This window comes from Chloracidobacterium sp. N (assembly GCF_018304765.1).
Lineage (GTDB): Bacteria > Acidobacteriota > Blastocatellia > Chloracidobacteriales > Chloracidobacteriaceae > Chloracidobacterium > Chloracidobacterium aggregatum.
Genome location: NZ_CP072642.1, coordinates 617400 through 632240, shown reverse-complemented (window position 1 = coordinate 632240; position 14841 = coordinate 617400). Strand labels below are relative to the sequence as shown.

Below are 14841 nucleotides of genomic sequence, written 5' to 3'. Positions count from 1 at the left end.
GAGTCGCGCATGAGCGAAGTTCCAACCACGACGGAACAAACCGCCGGGCAGGTCAGCGAGGAGCCGCCGCTCCACGGACGCCTGCACTACAAAATCCTGCTCACCACACTGCTGTGCGCTGCGCCGCTCATCTTTGGCGTGGACTACCTGTTTTACCGCAACCTCCGGCGCGACAAGATTGCCGAGCAAAGCCGCCACTTGCAGCACATTGCCGCCACGGCCGCGGCGGTGATTGACGCGCCCCTCATCCCGTTGGAACAGGACGCTGAAACCCGCCTGCCCGCGGTGGTGCGATCACGACTCCTTGACCTTCAGCGCGCCAACGAACTGGAGCAGCCGATTGATCTGTTCTACCGGCAGGACGGAGGCTGGATGCCGGTTTTTACGGAGCGCGCCCCCTCCCATGAACTGCGCCCGGAAGCCTGGCAGGTCCTCCGGCGCCAGGGACCACTGGCAACGGATGTCTATACTGACCAGCATGGCACCTGGATTTCCGCCTATGCCCCGCTGCGCGCCGGGCCGGAAGGCTCCGTGGTGGGACTGGTTGCCGTCCACACCCGCGCCGACCGGATGAACATGCTCATCATTGACCACTTCAAGCTGCTGTTTCTGGAAGTGACGCTGACGGGATTGTTCATCATTGCCTTTTTCTCGCTCATTCTCCGGTACTTCGTCACGCAACCGCTCGGCCAGCTTCTGGAGGGCGTACGCGCCATGGCGCGGCGCGACTACACCTATCCCATCCCGACCACGGCCAACGACGAACTCGGCGCCCTGGCGCGCGCTTTCGTACGGACGCGCGAGACCCTCCAGCACTACGTCGCCGAGCTGGAATCCTTTGCCCAAACCCTCGAAGAGAAGGTCGAGGAACGTTCCGTTGACCTGATGAGCGCCAACCAGGAACTTCTGCTGGCCAACTCCGAGCTGTATGAAAACCAGCGCCAGTTGCGCAAAATCAACGAAGACCTGCGCCGCGCCAACCTGGCGGTCATGGAGAGCAACCGGCTCAAGTCCGAGTTCGTGGCGAACATGTCGCACGAACTGCGGACGCCACTCAACGCCATCATTGGCTACACCTCGCTGCTCCAGCGTGGTCGCTACGGCCCGCTTTCCGAGGCCCAGATGCGGGCTTTGACCCGCATTGCCGAGAATTCGACGAACCTGCTCGAACTCATCAACACCTTCCTGGATTTCTCGAAAATTGCCGCCGGCAAGATGGAAACTCAGGTCAGTGAACTGGACCTCGTGAAGTTTTTGTCCGAAACCATTGCGCCGCTTGACGCGCTGGCCCGGGCCAAAAGCCTGACCCTGAGCTTCACGCCGCCGTCCCACGTGCCCCCGGCGGTGACGGACCCGGCCCGGCTGCGCCAGATCGTCACCAATCTGGTTTCCAATGCCCTCAAATTCACCGAACAGGGCAGCGTCACCGTTACCCTCGACGTGGACCCGTCCGGGGAAACCTTTACCCTCGAAGTGCGGGACACGGGAATTGGCATCGCCGGGAAAGACCTGCCGCACATCTTTGAGGAATTCCGCCAGGTGGACGGCTCGGCCACCCGCAAGTACGGCGGCACCGGCCTCGGTCTCTCCATTGCCAGGAAAAATGTGCTTCTGCTGGATGGCACCATTGAAGTCGAAAGCGAAGTGGGCAAGGGATCGGTGTTTCGCGTGCGGCTCCCCCTCCGCCTGCGGGAGCACGAAAGGATGGAAGCCAGCGAAAAGCCGATCGCCCTGCCATGTCCTGCCCCGGACAACCGCATTGTCCTGTGCATTGATGACGAACCGGACCTGGCGCAACAGTTGAAAACCATGCTCGACCTGACCAGTTACACGGTCATCAGCGCACGCAACGTCACCGAAGGTCTCGAACTCACGGCGGTGCTACGTCCACGTGTCGTTGTCCTTGACCTGATTTTGCCCGGGATCAGCGGGTTGACCTACCTCGAACGGCTGGCGGAAGACCCCATGCTCAAGCACATCCCGGTTATTGTCGTCAGCCAGGCTGACCGGCGGATGGCCCAGACGGCCTTCGAGTTTCCCATGGTCATCGGCTACCATCCCAAGCCGCTCGACCGGACGTGGCTGCTCAACAACCTTCAGAAGATCGAACAGGAAACGCCCTTCCGCCACCAGGCGGGACAGAGCCACCGGTTCACCGACTCCGTGGAAAACATGCTGTCATGACGCGCATTCTCGTGGTGGAAGACAACGCTGACAGCCGGGAAATCCTCACGCTGGAGCTGGAAGCCGAAGGCTATGAAGTCTGCGCCGTGGGCGACGGACTCAGCGCAGTGGAAGCGGCGGCGCAGTTTCATCCCGATGTCATTGTCATGGACATTTCCCTGCCCAATCTGGACGGGCTGGAAGCCACACGCCGCATCAAGGCGCAACCGGCGTTGGCGCGCGTTCCAGTCATTGCGCTGACGGCACATGCCATGACGGAAGACGAAGCCCGTTTCCGGGCGGCGGGCTGTGACGCCTATCTGGCCAAACCGGCCAGCCCCGACGCCGTGCAGCGGGTTGTGCAGCAGCTTCTGGCCCACCCCGACCGCTCCCACCAGGCGTCGTAACACTTCCATCCGACAAAAACCTGCACCGGCCACCACCCTGCGCCCGGGGCCAAGCCGGTAGCCGTCGGCCGGCTGGCAGCTCACGGTGGACAAGCCCTGTCAAATCGTGGAAAGTGTGTCTGCAACTCTGCATCTGCCGGTCTGGGCCGGCCTACCTTTCCGTCCCCGTCGGTTTCCCATGGGACGCTCACCAAACACCCCACCGCGCATCCTTGTCATAGACGACAATCAGGATGTTCTCGACCTGCTACACGACGAGCTTACGGCTGAAGGGTACGAAGTCGAAACGGCGGCCGACGGTCTGGCCGGCTTGCGCGCCCTCAAACGCTCCAAACCCGACCTGGTCATCATTGACATCATGATGCCGCACATCAGCGGCCCAGCCGTGATGACGCTCATCGGCGAGAAAGAACACTACCGCGAGCTGCGCGACGTACCGATGATCATCATCTCGGCGCAGTCCAACATCGAGTACGTCCAGGAAGAAGGGCTCCCGCTGGGCGAGTCGGATTACCTGACCAAGCCGATAGACTTTGACCGCCTGCACCAGTTGATCAGACAAAAGCTGGCGCGGCCACGCACTGAGACGCCTTCCCAGCCCGACGCGGCCCAGACAGCAGGTGTCTGAAATACCGCCGGCTGCTGTGGCAAACAATCCGGCGCAGGTCCGGTTGCAGACTCGGCGGGCAGGTCACACGGGCAGCCTGTTTCCGGCGCTGCATCCGGCAGGAAGGCGGAAAAGTCGCCCGGCAAAACGTACGCTCACACACAAAAGCACATTGCAATCGGCGGGGCCCGGCCTATAATCACCCGTGGTCTTCCTCCGCCGGCTGGCGCATGTTGGATTCGGAACCGATTCCCCTCAGCATCATGCGCGGCCGAGATTCGTCGTCGCCCGATGCCCCAAGTCGTCCTGATTACCGTCGTGTGTTCGTCAGGTGGGAGCGTCTGGAAAGCGCCTACGTCACCGGTCTTCTGAGGTCTCATGAGCGTCGCCTTGAGTCATCACTTTCTCGCCCGTCGGCTGCACTCGCTGAGCGGTGTCATTCCGATTGGGGCTTTCCTGCTGGAACACCTCTACACCAACTTTCACGCCGTTGCCGGTCCGGCAGCCTTCAATGACGCGGTCAAAGGCATTCAGGACCTGCTGCCCGGACCGTTGTTGCCCCTCGCTGAACTGTTTCTGATTGGGCTGCCGATTGCCTTTCATGCAATTTACGGTGTCTATATTGCTTACACGGCGAAGAGCAACGTGCTGAGCTACGGCTATGCACGCAACTGGAACTATCTTCTGCAGCGCGTCACCGGCGTAATTCTGCTGCTGTTCATCACGGCGCACGTTCTGACGATGCGCTTTGGTGTCGGCGGTCTGGGGCTGGCCGTAGCGCATCATCCCGACCAGGCGTTCACGATTGTGCAGTACTGGCTGGCGCAGCCCTTTGTCATGGCCTTTTACGTGCTGGGCATCTTCTCGGCGGCGTTCCACCTGGCCAATGGTTTGTGGACCTTTGCCATCGTGTGGGGCATCACCGTCAGCACGCGGTCCCAGCAGGCGTTTTCCTATGCCTGTGCCGTTTTCGGCGTAGCTGTATTCGCCATTGGCGTCCGGGCGGCGTTTGCCTTCGTTCCATAAGACCCGACCTTTTACGAATCAGAGCACTCATGAGCAACAAACCAAGCATCATTGTCGTAGGCGGTGGACTGGCCGGGCTGATGACAACCATCAAGGCCTGTGAACTCGGTTACACCGTTGATCTCTTCTCTCTCGTCCCCGTCAAACGGTCTCATTCGGTGTGCGCCCAGGGTGGTATCAACGGCGCGGTCAACACGAAAGGGGAAGGGGACTCAACCTACGAGCACTTCGACGACACGGTGTATGGCGGCGACTTCCTCGCCGAACAACCGCCGGTCAAGGCGATGTGCGACATGGCGCCGGACATCATCTACATGTTCGACCGCATGGGAGTTCCCTTTTCGCGCACGCCCGAAGGGCTGATTGACTTCCGGCGCTTCGGCGGTACGAAACACCACCGCACGGCGTTTGCCGGCGCGACCACGGGCCAGCAGCTTCTCTATGCGCTCGACGAGCAGGTACGGCGCTATGAAGCCGCCGGCAAGGTTCGCAAATACGAAGGTTGGGAGTTCCTGTCGGGTGTCATCGAGAACGGGCGCTGCCATGGCATTACCGCCATGAACCTGCAATCGCTGGAAGTGAAAGCCTTTGCCGGCGCGGCCGTCGTCATGGCGACGGGCGGGATTGGAGCCATTTTTGGCAAGTCCACCAACTCCGTCATCTGCACCGGCAGCGCGCAGGGGGCGCTCTACCGGCAGGGTGTCAAATACGCCAATGGCGAGTTCATCCAGGTTCATCCCACGGCCATTCCGGGCGAAGACAAACTCCGCCTGATGTCGGAAAGCGCACGCGGTGAAGGCGGGCGGGTCTGGGTGCCACGTACGCCGAAGGACCAGCGCGCGCCGAAAGACATTCCGCCTGCGGAGCGGTGGTACTTCCTCGAAGAAAAATATCCCGAATATGGCAACCTCGTTCCCCGTGACATTGCCACCCGTGAAATTTTCCAGGTCTGTCTCGACGGCTATGGCGTCGGCGGCAAGTTCCAGGTCTATCTCGATCTGACGCACATTCCACGCGAACAGCTCGACCGCAAGCTGGGCGGCATCCTTGAAATTTACGAGATGTTCGTTGGCGATGACCCGCGTGAAACGCCCATGCGTGTGTTCCCCGGCATGCACTACACCATGGGCGGGCTGTGGGTGGACTATGAGCAGCAAACCAACGTCGCCGGCCTCTTTGCCGTCGGGGAGTGTGACTACTCCATCCACGGGGCCAACCGGCTTGGGGCCAACAGCCTGCTGTCCTGCGTCTATGCGGGCATCATCGCCGGGCCGGCCGCCGTCAACTTTGCCAAAAACAACTCGACCAAAGACCTGCAGGACCCCATTTTCGAGCGCGAGCGCGCCCGGCAGGCGGCGCTCAACGAAGCGCTCAAAACGAAGCGGGGTACGGAAAACCCACGGGTGCTGCACGAAGAACTGGGACGCCTCATGACCGAGAACGTCACCGTCATCCGGTACAACGACCGCCTGCGGTACACGGACGAAAAAATCCAGGAACTGCTCGAACGCTACGAGCGCATCAACCTCAACGAGCAGAACTACTGGGCAACGCAGGCCATTCCGCACGCCCGCCAGTTGGAAAACATGCTTCACCTGGCGCGTGTCATCACGCTGGGCGCGCTCAACCGGGATGAATCGCGTGGCGCCCACTACAAACCCGACTTCCCTGAACGGGACGACGAGCGGTTTCTGAAAACGACCATTGCCACCTGGACCCCGGAAGGGCCGCAACTGACCTATGAAGATGTCAACGTCAGTCTCATCAAGCCGCGCAAGCGTGACTACTCGAAGAAGAAAGCGGCTTAGCGCCCGTCCGCGCCCGTGGCTTGGCCGGCTGCTGGTCACGGGCACGATGGGCAGTTGGCTCCTGCTGCTCCCGGTGGGCGTGGCTTCCCCGGTCAAGGCTGCGGCTGGGGTATCCCACCGTGAGCCGCTTCAGGCCTTTCCGCTGTCCAGCCTGCCGGCGGCTGCCCGCGGGCTGGTCAAAGGCAGCTTCAAACAGGGCTTCCGCTGGAATGACCTCGATGGCGAGAACTATCTGATTTTGACCGAAACCGGTGCGTTTGAGACCCCGGGCCGCAAGGCGCGCCAGGACTTCGATGCCAGCCAGGACGCCGAGCTGTATGCCTACCGCTTCGTCAACGTCAACGGCCGGTTTTCACCCGTCTGGCAGGTGACGGATTTCGTCCGTAACTGTCCGCTCGACCTCACGGCGGAATTCCTCCCGGACGCAACCGAAGTGACAGACCTCGACAATGACGGCTTTGCCGAAGTGTGGGTGATGTACAAAACCGCCTGCCGCGGTGATGTCAGTCCGGCGACGCTCAAACTCATCATGTACGAGGTCAACCAGAAATACGCCATGCGGGGCGCGACCCGCATCGCGCTGCCGGATGTTTCAGTCGGCGGAGAAAAGACACCGGATGCCAGGCTGCGCGCCAACCGCGCGTTTCTCCGGCATGCCGAACGCAAGTGGAAGCAGTTTTACGTGGAATTCTCTCAGTAACGAGTCGCGGCCCCAAGCTTGAAAAGAGCTGAAAGCTGTGACGTTCAAGGCTGTGAGGATAGCCACACCAGATGAACCCCGTAACCTGACGCCGCCCCCCGGATGGAGATGGCTCGATGACCCGCGAAAAAATTGTTCTCAGAATCAGACGCCAGGATGAACCCGGCAAGCCCACCCGGTGGGAGGAGTTTGCGCTTCCCTACCGTCCGAACATGAACATCATCAGTTGCCTGATGGAAATCCAGAAAAATCCCGTCACGGCTTCCGGCCAGGCGACCACGCCGGTGGTGTGGGAGTGTTCCTGTCTTGAACACGTTTGTGGTTCGTGCTCGATGGTCATCAATGGCAAGGCGCGTCAGTCGTGCAGCACGCTGGTGGACAAGCTCGAAGATGGCCCCATCACGCTCGAACCCCTGACCAAGTTTCCGGTCATCCGTGACCTTCAGGTTGACCGCTCGCGGCTTTTCCAGGACCTCAAGAAGGTCAAGGCGTGGATTCCGATTGATGGCACGTACCCGATGGGCCCCGGCCCCCGGCTGGACCAGAAAACCACGGAGATTCGCTACAAGCTCTCCACGTGCATGTCGTGTGCGGTGTGCATGGAAGTGTGTCCGCAGTACAACGAACGGTCTTCTTTCGTCGGGCCTTCGGTGCTCAATCAGGTTCGGCTGATGAACCTGCATCCCACCGGCAAGCTCAACCGGGATGAGCGCCTGGAAACCATTATGGGCGATGGCGGCATTACCGACTGCGGCAATGCGCAGAACTGTGTCAAAGCCTGCCCCAAAAACATTCCGCTCACGGAATCCATTGCGGATTTGGGACGGCAAACGACGATTCACGGCCTTCTGGGCTGGCTGATGCCCTGACCCCACGCACGGACGGATACGGGATGACAGACATTCAGCAGATCACGGCGCCTGAACTGGCCCGGCGTCTTGCCGCGGGCGATCCAGTACAGCTTCTCGACGTGCGCGAGGACTGGGAATATGCGTTCAACCGCATTCCGGGCAGCCGCCTGTGTCCGATGAGCCAACTGCCGGTGTGGGCTGCGGAGCTTGATCCCGCCCAGGAATACGTCATCTATTGTCATCACGGCATCCGCAGCATGCACGCCTGCGCCTACCTGCGCAGCAAAGGGTTTACCCGTCTGGTCAACCTCATCGGCGGCATTGATGCCTGGTCGCACGAGGTTGACCCGACGGTGCCGCTCTACTGAACCGGGCGGGAAGTTACATACAAACACTGGCAAGCTGTCGGCTGAGAGCGAGGCGTAGCCGTTGCCAACGGGGAGGGGGCGATGAAGTACGATCCGGAACGCCACCACCGTCGCTCCATCCGCCTACGTGGTTACGATTATTCCCAGGCGGGCGCGTATTTCGTCACCATCTGCACACAAAACCGTGCCTGTCTGTTCGGCGAGGTGGTAGATGGGACTATGCAGTTGAACCCCTTGGGGGCAATCGTGCAACAGACCTGGCACGATCTGCCCAACCATGTGGCTGGGATCAGGCTGGATACATTTGTCGTAATGCCGAACCACGTTCACGGAATCATCATGATTGTTGATGATACTGGGGCGAACACCGTGGGGGCGGATGGTGATGTAAGGATGGGTGGTGTTGGGGCGCAGGGTGGTGTTGGGGCGCAGGGTGGTGTTGGGGCGCAGGGTGGTTTGGGGCGGGTTCTGAACCCGCCCCTACAACCAAACCCAACCCTGCAATTGAACCCACCCCGACCACCGAAGCCAAAAACCCAACCGCCACCCCTACATCCACAATTACACCCGCAACCGAACCCGCCCCTATCATTGAAGCCACCACACCCGGCCCTGCCGCCATATCTGCCGTGCGATTGAAACGCCAAGGGTTGCCGGAAATCATCCGTCAATTCAAAACGTTTTCCGCCCGGCGCATCAACGAGCACCGGGGAACACCAGGCATCGCCATCTGGCAACGTAACTATTACGAACACATCATCCGCAACAGGGCAGCTTTGCACCAGATACAGCAATACATCCCTGACAACCCCCGACGTTGGGCGTCTGACCGCGAGAACCCGGCAGCTATCGTGTCCGAACCAGCCCCTTGGGTGTCACAATCTGAGAACCAATACCTCGATTAGCTTGTCAGCGGCGGTGCCTGCCCCAGGGCGGCCTGAATCCCCTTCGTCAGCGATTCACGCAGGTGCTGGTATTCCGTCCATGACCGGCCGGCGATGAGACCGCCATCCACGACGAGCGCATGCCCGTTGACAAAGCGGGCATCGTCGCTGGCCAGCCACAGTACCGCCTGCGCCACATCCACCGGCTGTCCCGCATGGCGCAACGGCTGCGCCTGAACCTGCATCGGCGCCATCAGCGGCGCCAGCGCCCGGGCCGCATCCGGCGGGAGACCAAAGGCGCTGCCAAAAATGCCCGTCGCAATAAAACCCGGACAGACACAGTTGACCCGAATCCCCTGCTCGCCCAGCTCCATGGCCACGGAGTGCGTCAGATGAATGACCGCTGCCTTACAGGCGCTGTAAATGTGCGGCGCATGCCCGGTACGCAGGCCGGCAATGCTGGCCGTGCTGACAATGCTTCCAGTACGCCGGGGAAGCATCACCCGCGCCGCATGCTTCATGCCCAGAAAGACGCTGCGCAGCAGCAGGGCGACCGTCGCGTCAAACCCCTCAGCCGGCGTTTCGGCAATGGGCGCTGAAACGCCCTGCGCCCCGGCGTTGTTGTACATCACATCGAGCGCGCCAAACCGGGCAACGGCAAAATCCACCAGCGCCGCAATGTCCGGTTCGTGGGTGACATCCGCCCGGCAGTAGGCGGCCCGTTCACCGAGTTCGGCCGCAATCGCGGCACCGCGTTCATCCTGGATGTCGCTCAGGACAACCAACGCCCCTTCGGCGTGAAACAGACGTGCCGTGGCTTCGCCAATCCCACTGGCGGCGCCGGTAATGACGCCCACTTTTCCATCGAGTTTACCCATGCTGTGACTCCCATCGGACTTGAAATGCTGACTACTGACCACCAAAAAAACGTTTGATGCGTTCCCACAGCGTCGGCTTGGGAACGTCAAAAGGCTGGTTGAACTCCGGGATCGGCGCTGGTTCCTGGAATGACTCCGGTGAACGCGACTCCCGCAGGCTGCGCAGACGACTTGCCATGGGCGTCTCCAGCTCAGCCGGCGGGGCAGAAACTTCCACGCTTGGGTCAATGCGCGGGGTGGCTGGCGGGGGGCCGGGACGATTCGCCGGACGGGTGTCGCCCGAAGCCGGACGCCGTGCCTGGCCGCTACGCAGACGGGACGGGCTTTCATCTTTCACGGCGGACTGGCTCCTTTCAAAAACATCAGCGATCCAAGGCAATGCGCGGGTCAAGGAGCCGGTACAGCAGGTCCGTCAGCGTATTGACCGCCACATACGTCAGCGCAATGGCCAGCAGGTTGGCCTGCACCTGGTTGTATTCACGTTCGTTGATGGCCCGTACCGTGAGATCACCGACACCCGGCATCGCAAAGATGGTTTCGGTGACAATCGCCCCGGTCAGAATGATACCGAACTGCAACCCGATGATGGTCACCACCGGAATGAGGCTGTTTTTGAGGACGTGCTTGAACAACACGACCCGTTCGGGCAGCCCCTTGGCGCGCGCTGTGCGGACATAATCTTCGCCCAGCTCTTCAAGGACACTGGAACGCACCAGGCGCGTCAGAATCGCTGCCATGGCGAGGCCCAGCGTCGTCGCCGGCAGGATGAAATGCTCCAGCCGTTCGCTCCCGGAAACGGGCAGCCAGTCCAGATACACCGCAAAAATGAGAATGGCCAGCGGCCCAATCACGAAGTTGGGCAGCGCAATGCCCCCCAGCGACACCACCGAGATGGCCGTATCCAGCCAGTGCCCCCGCGCCACAGCCGCCGCAATGCCCAGCGGGATGGCCACGATGACCGCCACCAGCATGGCCGCCCCGGCCAGCTTGAGTGTCGTCGGATAGCGGTTCAGCAACTCCTTCACGACGTTTTTGCCGCCGAAGGTCTCCCCCAGATCGCCGCGCAGCAGGCCCCGGTGCTTGTCCAGCCCGTCTTTTGCCGGCGCGCCAAGCCAGAGGCGGACGTACTGTTGCCACAGCGGCAAGTCGAGGCCGTGCTTGTGACGGAGCGCCTGAATGTCTTCAGGCCGGGCGCTATCCCCAAGGTACATCACCACCGGATCGCCCGGCACGAGATGGATAAGCAGAAACACCAGCGTCACCACGGCCCACATCACCGGCACGACAACCGCCATGCGCTTGAGGAAAGAGAGGAAAAACGAAACCAGCATGGTCATCAGGCAAGCGACCTGGAGCTTACCTCTGCACGCCTTGCCCGCCAGATTGACGCGCGGCGCGCGACAAAGCAGAAAACGCAGCAGCGCGTCAAAAAGTGATACAACCCACGTCCCGATGCAACAACGGCTATCCTATGCGGTGATCAGTTGAGCCGGCACTGAAGCTGGCGAATGGCTTTTTTGGCCGGGGCATAATCCGGGTTGTACGCCAGCGCCGTCGTGTATTCCTGCATGGCGTCGAGCCAGCGCCCCTGCCATTCAAGTACCCGCCCGTAGTTGAAGTGCGGATAGAAGTAGCACTCATACCGCCTGGCCTTCATGGCCCGCTTGAGCCACAGCGCAGATGAAAGCGGATCGCCGCGCTCGATGAGATAGGCCCCGATGTCGTTGTAGGGATTGCCAAAGTCCGGGTCGAGTTCAATCGCCTGCAAACACTCGGCAATGGCGCGATCCAGATCACCCAGAAAACTGTACGTCCAGCCCAGAAAGGTATGGGCTTCGGCCGTCGGATGCAGCGCAATCGAACGTTCGTAAAGCTGGATGGCCTCGTCGAGGTTGCCTTCCATCTGGCGCTGATAGGCCGCCTGAAAGTAGCGGGCCGCCTCACGTACAGCCAGGTCATCCGTCGTTTCGAGATGCTCACAGTTGTCGCGCGCGTCATTCATGGTGTCTGTCCTCGCCGGGCAATGGCCGCCGCCGTCTGCCCGTTCGCTTCTGCTTTGCCAGAAGGGCGGTCACGGCTTCAACCACCACGATGTCCTGTTCTATCAGCCGCTCCAACAATCGCAGGAAAAGCTGGGCCGTCGCAAGGGCGTCTCCCGATGCACGGTGGCGGGCCGGATTGGAAATCCGAAAATGGGCGGTGACGGTATCGAGCCGGTAATTGTCCAGACCGGGAACGAGCTGCCGCGCCAGTTGTACCGTACACAACGTGGGCGCCGTCCACACGAAGGTTTCATCGGCGCGCCTGAGTTCAGCCGTCAGAAATTTACGGTCGAAGCTGGCATGGTGCGCAACGAAAACCGTCTGGCTCAGCCGCTGCCGCATTTCAGCGGCAATGGCCGCAAAGGGTGGCGCTGTGGCCACGAGTTCGTCGCTGATACCGGTCAGGGCCGTAATCAGCGGCGGAATGGGCACACCGGGATTGACCAGACTCGCAAAGGTTTCGGTGATCCGGCCGCGCTCGATGGTGACACAGGCCACTTCGGTGATGCGCTCCTGCTCCGCGCGGCGTCCGGTCGTCTCCACATCCACGACGGCAAACCGGCATTCCAGCAGGGACGCCGTCGCTTCCGGGGCCGCGGTCGGCAGCGGTTGCCAGCGCAGACCGTCGTCCCCTTCCAGCACAGCCTCCGGCAACTGGGCCAGCACCGGCAACAGCACCCGCCGCACGAGTTCCGGTGCCGCCCGTGGCGCCCGGAGCAACTCGCGCCCCAGATCGGTCAGCGACACCACCCCACGGGCCGCCGACAACCGGGCGCGCAGTGTTTTCAGCAAAAACGAAGGGCCGGGCAGAACGTCAGGCATCAGCTTCGGCACAAAACATCAGCTTCGGCACAAAACCGGAACCTTTCAGCCGGCCGCCGCCTCACGGCAGGGGACGAAACGAGTAGGCCAGGCGGTCGGTCTGGTAACGCAGCGTGTCATGAAAGCGGGTCTCCCCCTCGAAACGCAGCACCCATACCGTCTGATCGTCCGTCTGAAGGTAGTAGTAACGTCCGGTCATGGGCTTTCCCACCCGGCGAAAGGTAAAGGTCAGGAGTGTCCCACGGGCCATGGAGGTGGAAAACCGCTCGCGCTTTTTCAACTGGAAGTCGGGGCGGAACTGAAGTGAATCCGTCGCCTCGCGCTCGGCCAGACAGCGGTGCGGCTCATCGGCGCAGTCCGGCGGGATGGCTTCGCGTCGGACCCGGAGCCACGACTGACTGCGGTCGCGGTAAATGATTTCCAGAACCCGCCGCCCGTCATTCTCAACGGTATGTTCGGAACGCCAGCCGGGCAGGAGTTCGAGCTCAAAACCGGCCTCCGGGTCGGCAAACCGGCGCGTGGCGGCCGTCGGTTCGCCGGCCGGCGCAGTCGTGGGAAGCGGAATGCCCTGCGCCCTGACGGGGATCGCCGGCCAGCCCCAAAGCAGGACCCAAACCAGACCCCAAACCAGACCCCACACCAGACCCCACACCAGGCAGGCCAGCCCGATGTTGCTTCGGCACCGCATCCTGTTTACTCCGGCTTCGCCTTCTGATCCATTTCGGCCAGCGCCCGCAGCACCTGCGCCGCGTGACCTTCAACCTTGACGTTGGGAAAGATGCGGGCAATCCGTCCCTGCTCGTCAATGATGAACGTGGTGCGGACAATGCCAAAGTACGTCCTGCCGTAGTTTTTCTTTTCCTGCCAGACGCCGTACTGTTCGGCCACGACGTGTTCGGGATCAGACAGCAAGGGAAATGCCAGCTCGAACTTCGCGGCAAACTTTTCGTGCGAAGTGACGCTGTCCGGGCTGATGCCAATGACCTGGGCCTTGTGCGCGGCAAGCTCGTCGCGGACAGCGTTGAAGGCGCAGGCTTCCCTGGTGCAGCCGGGGGTGTTGTCACGTGGGTAGAAGTACAGCACCACCCGCTGCCCGGCAAAATCCGCGAGTCTGACCGTTTGCCCCGTGGCGTCGCTCAAAGCAAAGGGGGGCGCCGGATCACCAACTGTCAACCGTGCTGTGGAAGAAGTCATGCCAGTCCAGAGAGGTCTTGGGCCACACCGTTGTGGTGTGGATGGTGCAACATCGCCACCACCGCCGGGTCAGCAGCAATCTGGTGGCTCAGGCGACGCAGGTGCGCTTCCTGCGCCACCCGAATGGCATTGTAGATGGCACGCCCGGTGGAGCGGCCGTGGGCCACGATGACCGGCTGCGGCACGCCCAGCAGAAGCGCCCCGCCATATTCCGCATAGTCGAACCGGGAGCGCACCTGCTGCAGGCCAGCCAGGGCGTCCCGCGCGGGCGGCGCTGACTGACGCCACGCTTCCTGAAGCATGGTCAGCAGGGCCGTTGCCAGCCCTTCGCTGGTCTTGAGGACGATATTTCCCGTAAAGCCGTCACAGACAGTGACATCCACCGCACCGGTGTAGATGTCCTTCCCTTCGACATTGCCCACGAAGGTGAAGTGGCGCTGGGGCGCATGCTGGCACAGCAGGGCGTGGGCTTCGCGCGTCAGCGCATTGCCCTTGATACTTTCCTCTCCAATGGAAAGCAGTCCCACCCGCGGTCGCTCAACGCCGAGAATCTGCTCGACATAGGCCGCGCCCATGACGGCAAACTGGTCGAGCATGGCGGGCTTGCAATCCGCATTGGCTCCAATGTCGAGCAGCAGCGTGCCGCGCCCGGATAACGTCGGGAGAACCGTGGCCAGCGCCGGACGCGCAATACCGGGTATGGTGCCCAGCCACAGGGTGGCTGCCGCCACGATGGCGCCGGTGTTTCCGGCGCTGACGAAACCAACCGCCAACCCCTGCCGGAGCGCCTCGATCCCGACGCGCAGGGACGAGTCGCGTTTGGTACGGATGGACTGCCGGGCGGTTTCATCCATGGCGACGACCTCACGGGCCGGCAGAATTTCAATGGGTTCGGTCGTCCAGCCAGCCTCCTGAAGGGCCGGATGCAGCCGGTCCGGCTGGCCAACCAGCAGCACCTTGACGCCAAGCTGGCGGGCTGCCAGCAGCGCCCCTTCGATTTCCGGTGCCGGGGCATGGTCTCCGCCCATGGCATCGAGAGCAATTTGCAACATCGCCGTCTCGTCGCAATGCAGCCGGTTGCGGCAGGCAAC

The 14841-nt window shown here is 61.9% G+C and carries 18 protein-coding genes; 10 read left to right on the top strand and 8 right to left on the bottom strand.

All coding sequences use genetic code 11. The features are described from left to right. The first annotated feature begins 9 nt into the window (after positions 1-9). From J8C05_RS02690 to J8C05_RS02645, 10 genes are all read left to right on the top strand, one after another. Positions 10-2184 carry an ATP-binding response regulator gene (locus J8C05_RS02690; protein ID WP_211422670.1) on the top strand — a complete coding sequence of 725 codons (2175 nt, stop codon included), beginning with the start codon at positions 10-12 and terminating at the stop codon, positions 2182-2184. Further along, the gene (locus J8C05_RS02685; protein WP_211422669.1) at positions 2181-2570 is read left to right on the top strand and encodes a response regulator; all 390 of its coding nucleotides are present in this window, start codon (positions 2181-2183) and stop codon (positions 2568-2570) included. The genes J8C05_RS02690 and J8C05_RS02685 overlap by 4 nt, the downstream gene beginning before the upstream one ends. A gap of 178 nt (positions 2571-2748) precedes the next feature. Beyond that, positions 2749-3198 carry a response regulator gene (locus J8C05_RS02680; protein WP_211422668.1) on the top strand — a complete coding sequence of 150 codons (450 nt, stop codon included), beginning with the start codon at positions 2749-2751 and terminating at the stop codon, positions 3196-3198. A gap of 357 nt (positions 3199-3555) precedes the next feature. Then, the gene (locus J8C05_RS02675) at positions 3556-4203 is read left to right on the top strand and encodes a succinate dehydrogenase cytochrome b558 subunit (RefSeq protein WP_058866658.1); all 648 of its coding nucleotides are present in this window, start codon (positions 3556-3558) and stop codon (positions 4201-4203) included. Between the two features lie 29 nt (positions 4204-4232). After that, positions 4233-6011 carry a succinate dehydrogenase flavoprotein subunit gene (gene sdhA / locus J8C05_RS02670; RefSeq protein WP_058866659.1) on the top strand — a complete coding sequence of 593 codons (1779 nt, stop codon included), beginning with the start codon at positions 4233-4235 and terminating at the stop codon, positions 6009-6011. 46 nt (positions 6012-6057) lie between these two features. Continuing rightward, the gene (locus tag J8C05_RS02665) at positions 6058-6711 is read left to right on the top strand and encodes a M949_RS01915 family surface polysaccharide biosynthesis protein (RefSeq protein WP_211422667.1); all 654 of its coding nucleotides are present in this window, start codon (positions 6058-6060) and stop codon (positions 6709-6711) included. 116 nt (positions 6712-6827) lie between these two features. Beyond that, positions 6828-7580: a succinate dehydrogenase iron-sulfur subunit gene (gene sdhB, locus J8C05_RS02660; RefSeq protein ID WP_211422666.1), complete on the top strand. Its 753-nt coding sequence runs from the start codon at positions 6828-6830 to the stop codon at positions 7578-7580. Positions 7581-7603: 23 nt separating this feature from the next. Continuing rightward, the gene (locus J8C05_RS02655; RefSeq protein ID WP_211422665.1) at positions 7604-7930 is read left to right on the top strand and encodes a rhodanese-like domain-containing protein; all 327 of its coding nucleotides are present in this window, start codon (positions 7604-7606) and stop codon (positions 7928-7930) included. An 81-nt stretch (positions 7931-8011) separates the two neighbouring features. After that, the gene (locus J8C05_RS15420) at positions 8012-8569 is read left to right on the top strand and encodes a transposase (protein ID WP_246840731.1); all 558 of its coding nucleotides are present in this window, start codon (positions 8012-8014) and stop codon (positions 8567-8569) included. A gap of 11 nt (positions 8570-8580) precedes the next feature. Continuing rightward, complete coding sequence (locus J8C05_RS02645) at positions 8581-8835, top strand: transposase (RefSeq protein WP_211422664.1); 255 nt, start codon at positions 8581-8583, stop codon at positions 8833-8835. Here J8C05_RS02645 and J8C05_RS02640 read toward each other — a convergent pair. The 8 genes from J8C05_RS02640 to plsX all read right to left on the bottom strand — a co-directional run bounded on the left by J8C05_RS02640 (position 8832) and on the right by plsX (position 14802). After that, on the bottom strand, positions 8832-9692 hold the full coding sequence (locus J8C05_RS02640) for a glucose 1-dehydrogenase (RefSeq protein ID WP_211422663.1): 861 nt from the start codon (positions 9690-9692) through the stop codon (positions 8832-8834). The genes J8C05_RS02645 and J8C05_RS02640 overlap by 4 nt on opposite strands. 31 nt (positions 9693-9723) lie before the next feature. Continuing rightward, entirely contained in the window at positions 9724-10029 is a 306-nt protein-coding gene (locus tag J8C05_RS02635) for a hypothetical protein (RefSeq protein ID WP_211422662.1), read from the bottom strand. Between the two features lie 25 nt (positions 10030-10054). Continuing rightward, positions 10055-11029 carry an ABC transporter permease gene (locus J8C05_RS02630; protein WP_211422661.1) on the bottom strand — a complete coding sequence of 325 codons (975 nt, stop codon included), beginning with the start codon at positions 11027-11029 and terminating at the stop codon, positions 10055-10057. A 143-nt stretch (positions 11030-11172) separates the two neighbouring features. Next, on the bottom strand, positions 11173-11694 hold the full coding sequence (locus J8C05_RS02625; RefSeq protein WP_211422660.1) for a tetratricopeptide repeat protein: 522 nt from the start codon (positions 11692-11694) through the stop codon (positions 11173-11175). Continuing rightward, positions 11687-12556, bottom strand: coding sequence for a 3'-5' exonuclease (locus tag J8C05_RS02620; protein WP_211422659.1), 870 nt, complete (start codon positions 12554-12556; stop codon positions 11687-11689). The genes J8C05_RS02625 and J8C05_RS02620 overlap by 8 nt, the downstream gene beginning before the upstream one ends. A gap of 61 nt (positions 12557-12617) precedes the next feature. Further along, positions 12618-13244: a hypothetical protein gene (locus J8C05_RS02615; protein ID WP_211422658.1), complete on the bottom strand. Its 627-nt coding sequence runs from the start codon at positions 13242-13244 to the stop codon at positions 12618-12620. Positions 13245-13249: 5 nt separating this feature from the next. Then, on the bottom strand, positions 13250-13750 hold the full coding sequence (gene bcp, locus J8C05_RS02610; RefSeq protein ID WP_211422657.1) for a thioredoxin-dependent thiol peroxidase: 501 nt from the start codon (positions 13748-13750) through the stop codon (positions 13250-13252). Continuing rightward, entirely contained in the window at positions 13747-14802 is a 1056-nt protein-coding gene (gene plsX, locus J8C05_RS02605) for a phosphate acyltransferase PlsX (protein WP_211422656.1), read from the bottom strand. The genes bcp and plsX overlap by 4 nt, the downstream gene beginning before the upstream one ends. Between the last annotated feature and the right edge of the window lie 39 nt (positions 14803-14841).

Excerpts from the sequence above, each read along its gene's own strand:
- J8C05_RS02665 (WP_211422667.1), top strand. The coding sequence starts at position 6,058 with ATGGGCAGTTGGCTCCTGCTGCTCCCGGTGGGCGTGGCTTCCCCGGTC.
- J8C05_RS02630 (WP_211422661.1), bottom strand. The coding sequence starts at position 11,029 with ATGACCATGCTGGTTTCGTTTTTCCTCTCTTTCCTCAAGCGCATGGCG.
- sdhB (WP_211422666.1), top strand. The coding sequence starts at position 6,828 with ATGACCCGCGAAAAAATTGTTCTCAGAATCAGACGCCAGGATGAACCC.
- J8C05_RS02685 (WP_211422669.1), top strand. The coding sequence starts at position 2,181 with ATGACGCGCATTCTCGTGGTGGAAGACAACGCTGACAGCCGGGAAATC.
- J8C05_RS02620 (WP_211422659.1), bottom strand. The coding sequence starts at position 12,556 with ATGCCTGACGTTCTGCCCGGCCCTTCGTTTTTGCTGAAAACACTGCGC.
- bcp (WP_211422657.1), bottom strand. The coding sequence starts at position 13,750 with ATGACTTCTTCCACAGCACGGTTGACAGTTGGTGATCCGGCGCCCCCC.
- J8C05_RS02625 (WP_211422660.1), bottom strand. The coding sequence starts at position 11,694 with ATGAATGACGCGCGCGACAACTGTGAGCATCTCGAAACGACGGATGAC.
- J8C05_RS02690 (WP_211422670.1), top strand. The coding sequence starts at position 10 with ATGAGCGAAGTTCCAACCACGACGGAACAAACCGCCGGGCAGGTCAGC.
- sdhA (WP_058866659.1), top strand. The coding sequence starts at position 4,233 with ATGAGCAACAAACCAAGCATCATTGTCGTAGGCGGTGGACTGGCCGGG.
- J8C05_RS02615 (WP_211422658.1), bottom strand. The coding sequence starts at position 13,244 with ATGCGGTGCCGAAGCAACATCGGGCTGGCCTGCCTGGTGTGGGGTCTG.
- plsX (WP_211422656.1), bottom strand. The coding sequence starts at position 14,802 with ATGTTGCAAATTGCTCTCGATGCCATGGGCGGAGACCATGCCCCGGCA.
- J8C05_RS02675 (WP_058866658.1), top strand. The coding sequence starts at position 3,556 with ATGAGCGTCGCCTTGAGTCATCACTTTCTCGCCCGTCGGCTGCACTCG.
- J8C05_RS02680 (WP_211422668.1), top strand. The coding sequence starts at position 2,749 with ATGGGACGCTCACCAAACACCCCACCGCGCATCCTTGTCATAGACGAC.
- J8C05_RS15420 (WP_246840731.1), top strand. The coding sequence starts at position 8,012 with ATGAAGTACGATCCGGAACGCCACCACCGTCGCTCCATCCGCCTACGT.
- J8C05_RS02640 (WP_211422663.1), bottom strand. The coding sequence starts at position 9,692 with ATGGGTAAACTCGATGGAAAAGTGGGCGTCATTACCGGCGCCGCCAGT.
- J8C05_RS02655 (WP_211422665.1), top strand. The coding sequence starts at position 7,604 with ATGACAGACATTCAGCAGATCACGGCGCCTGAACTGGCCCGGCGTCTT.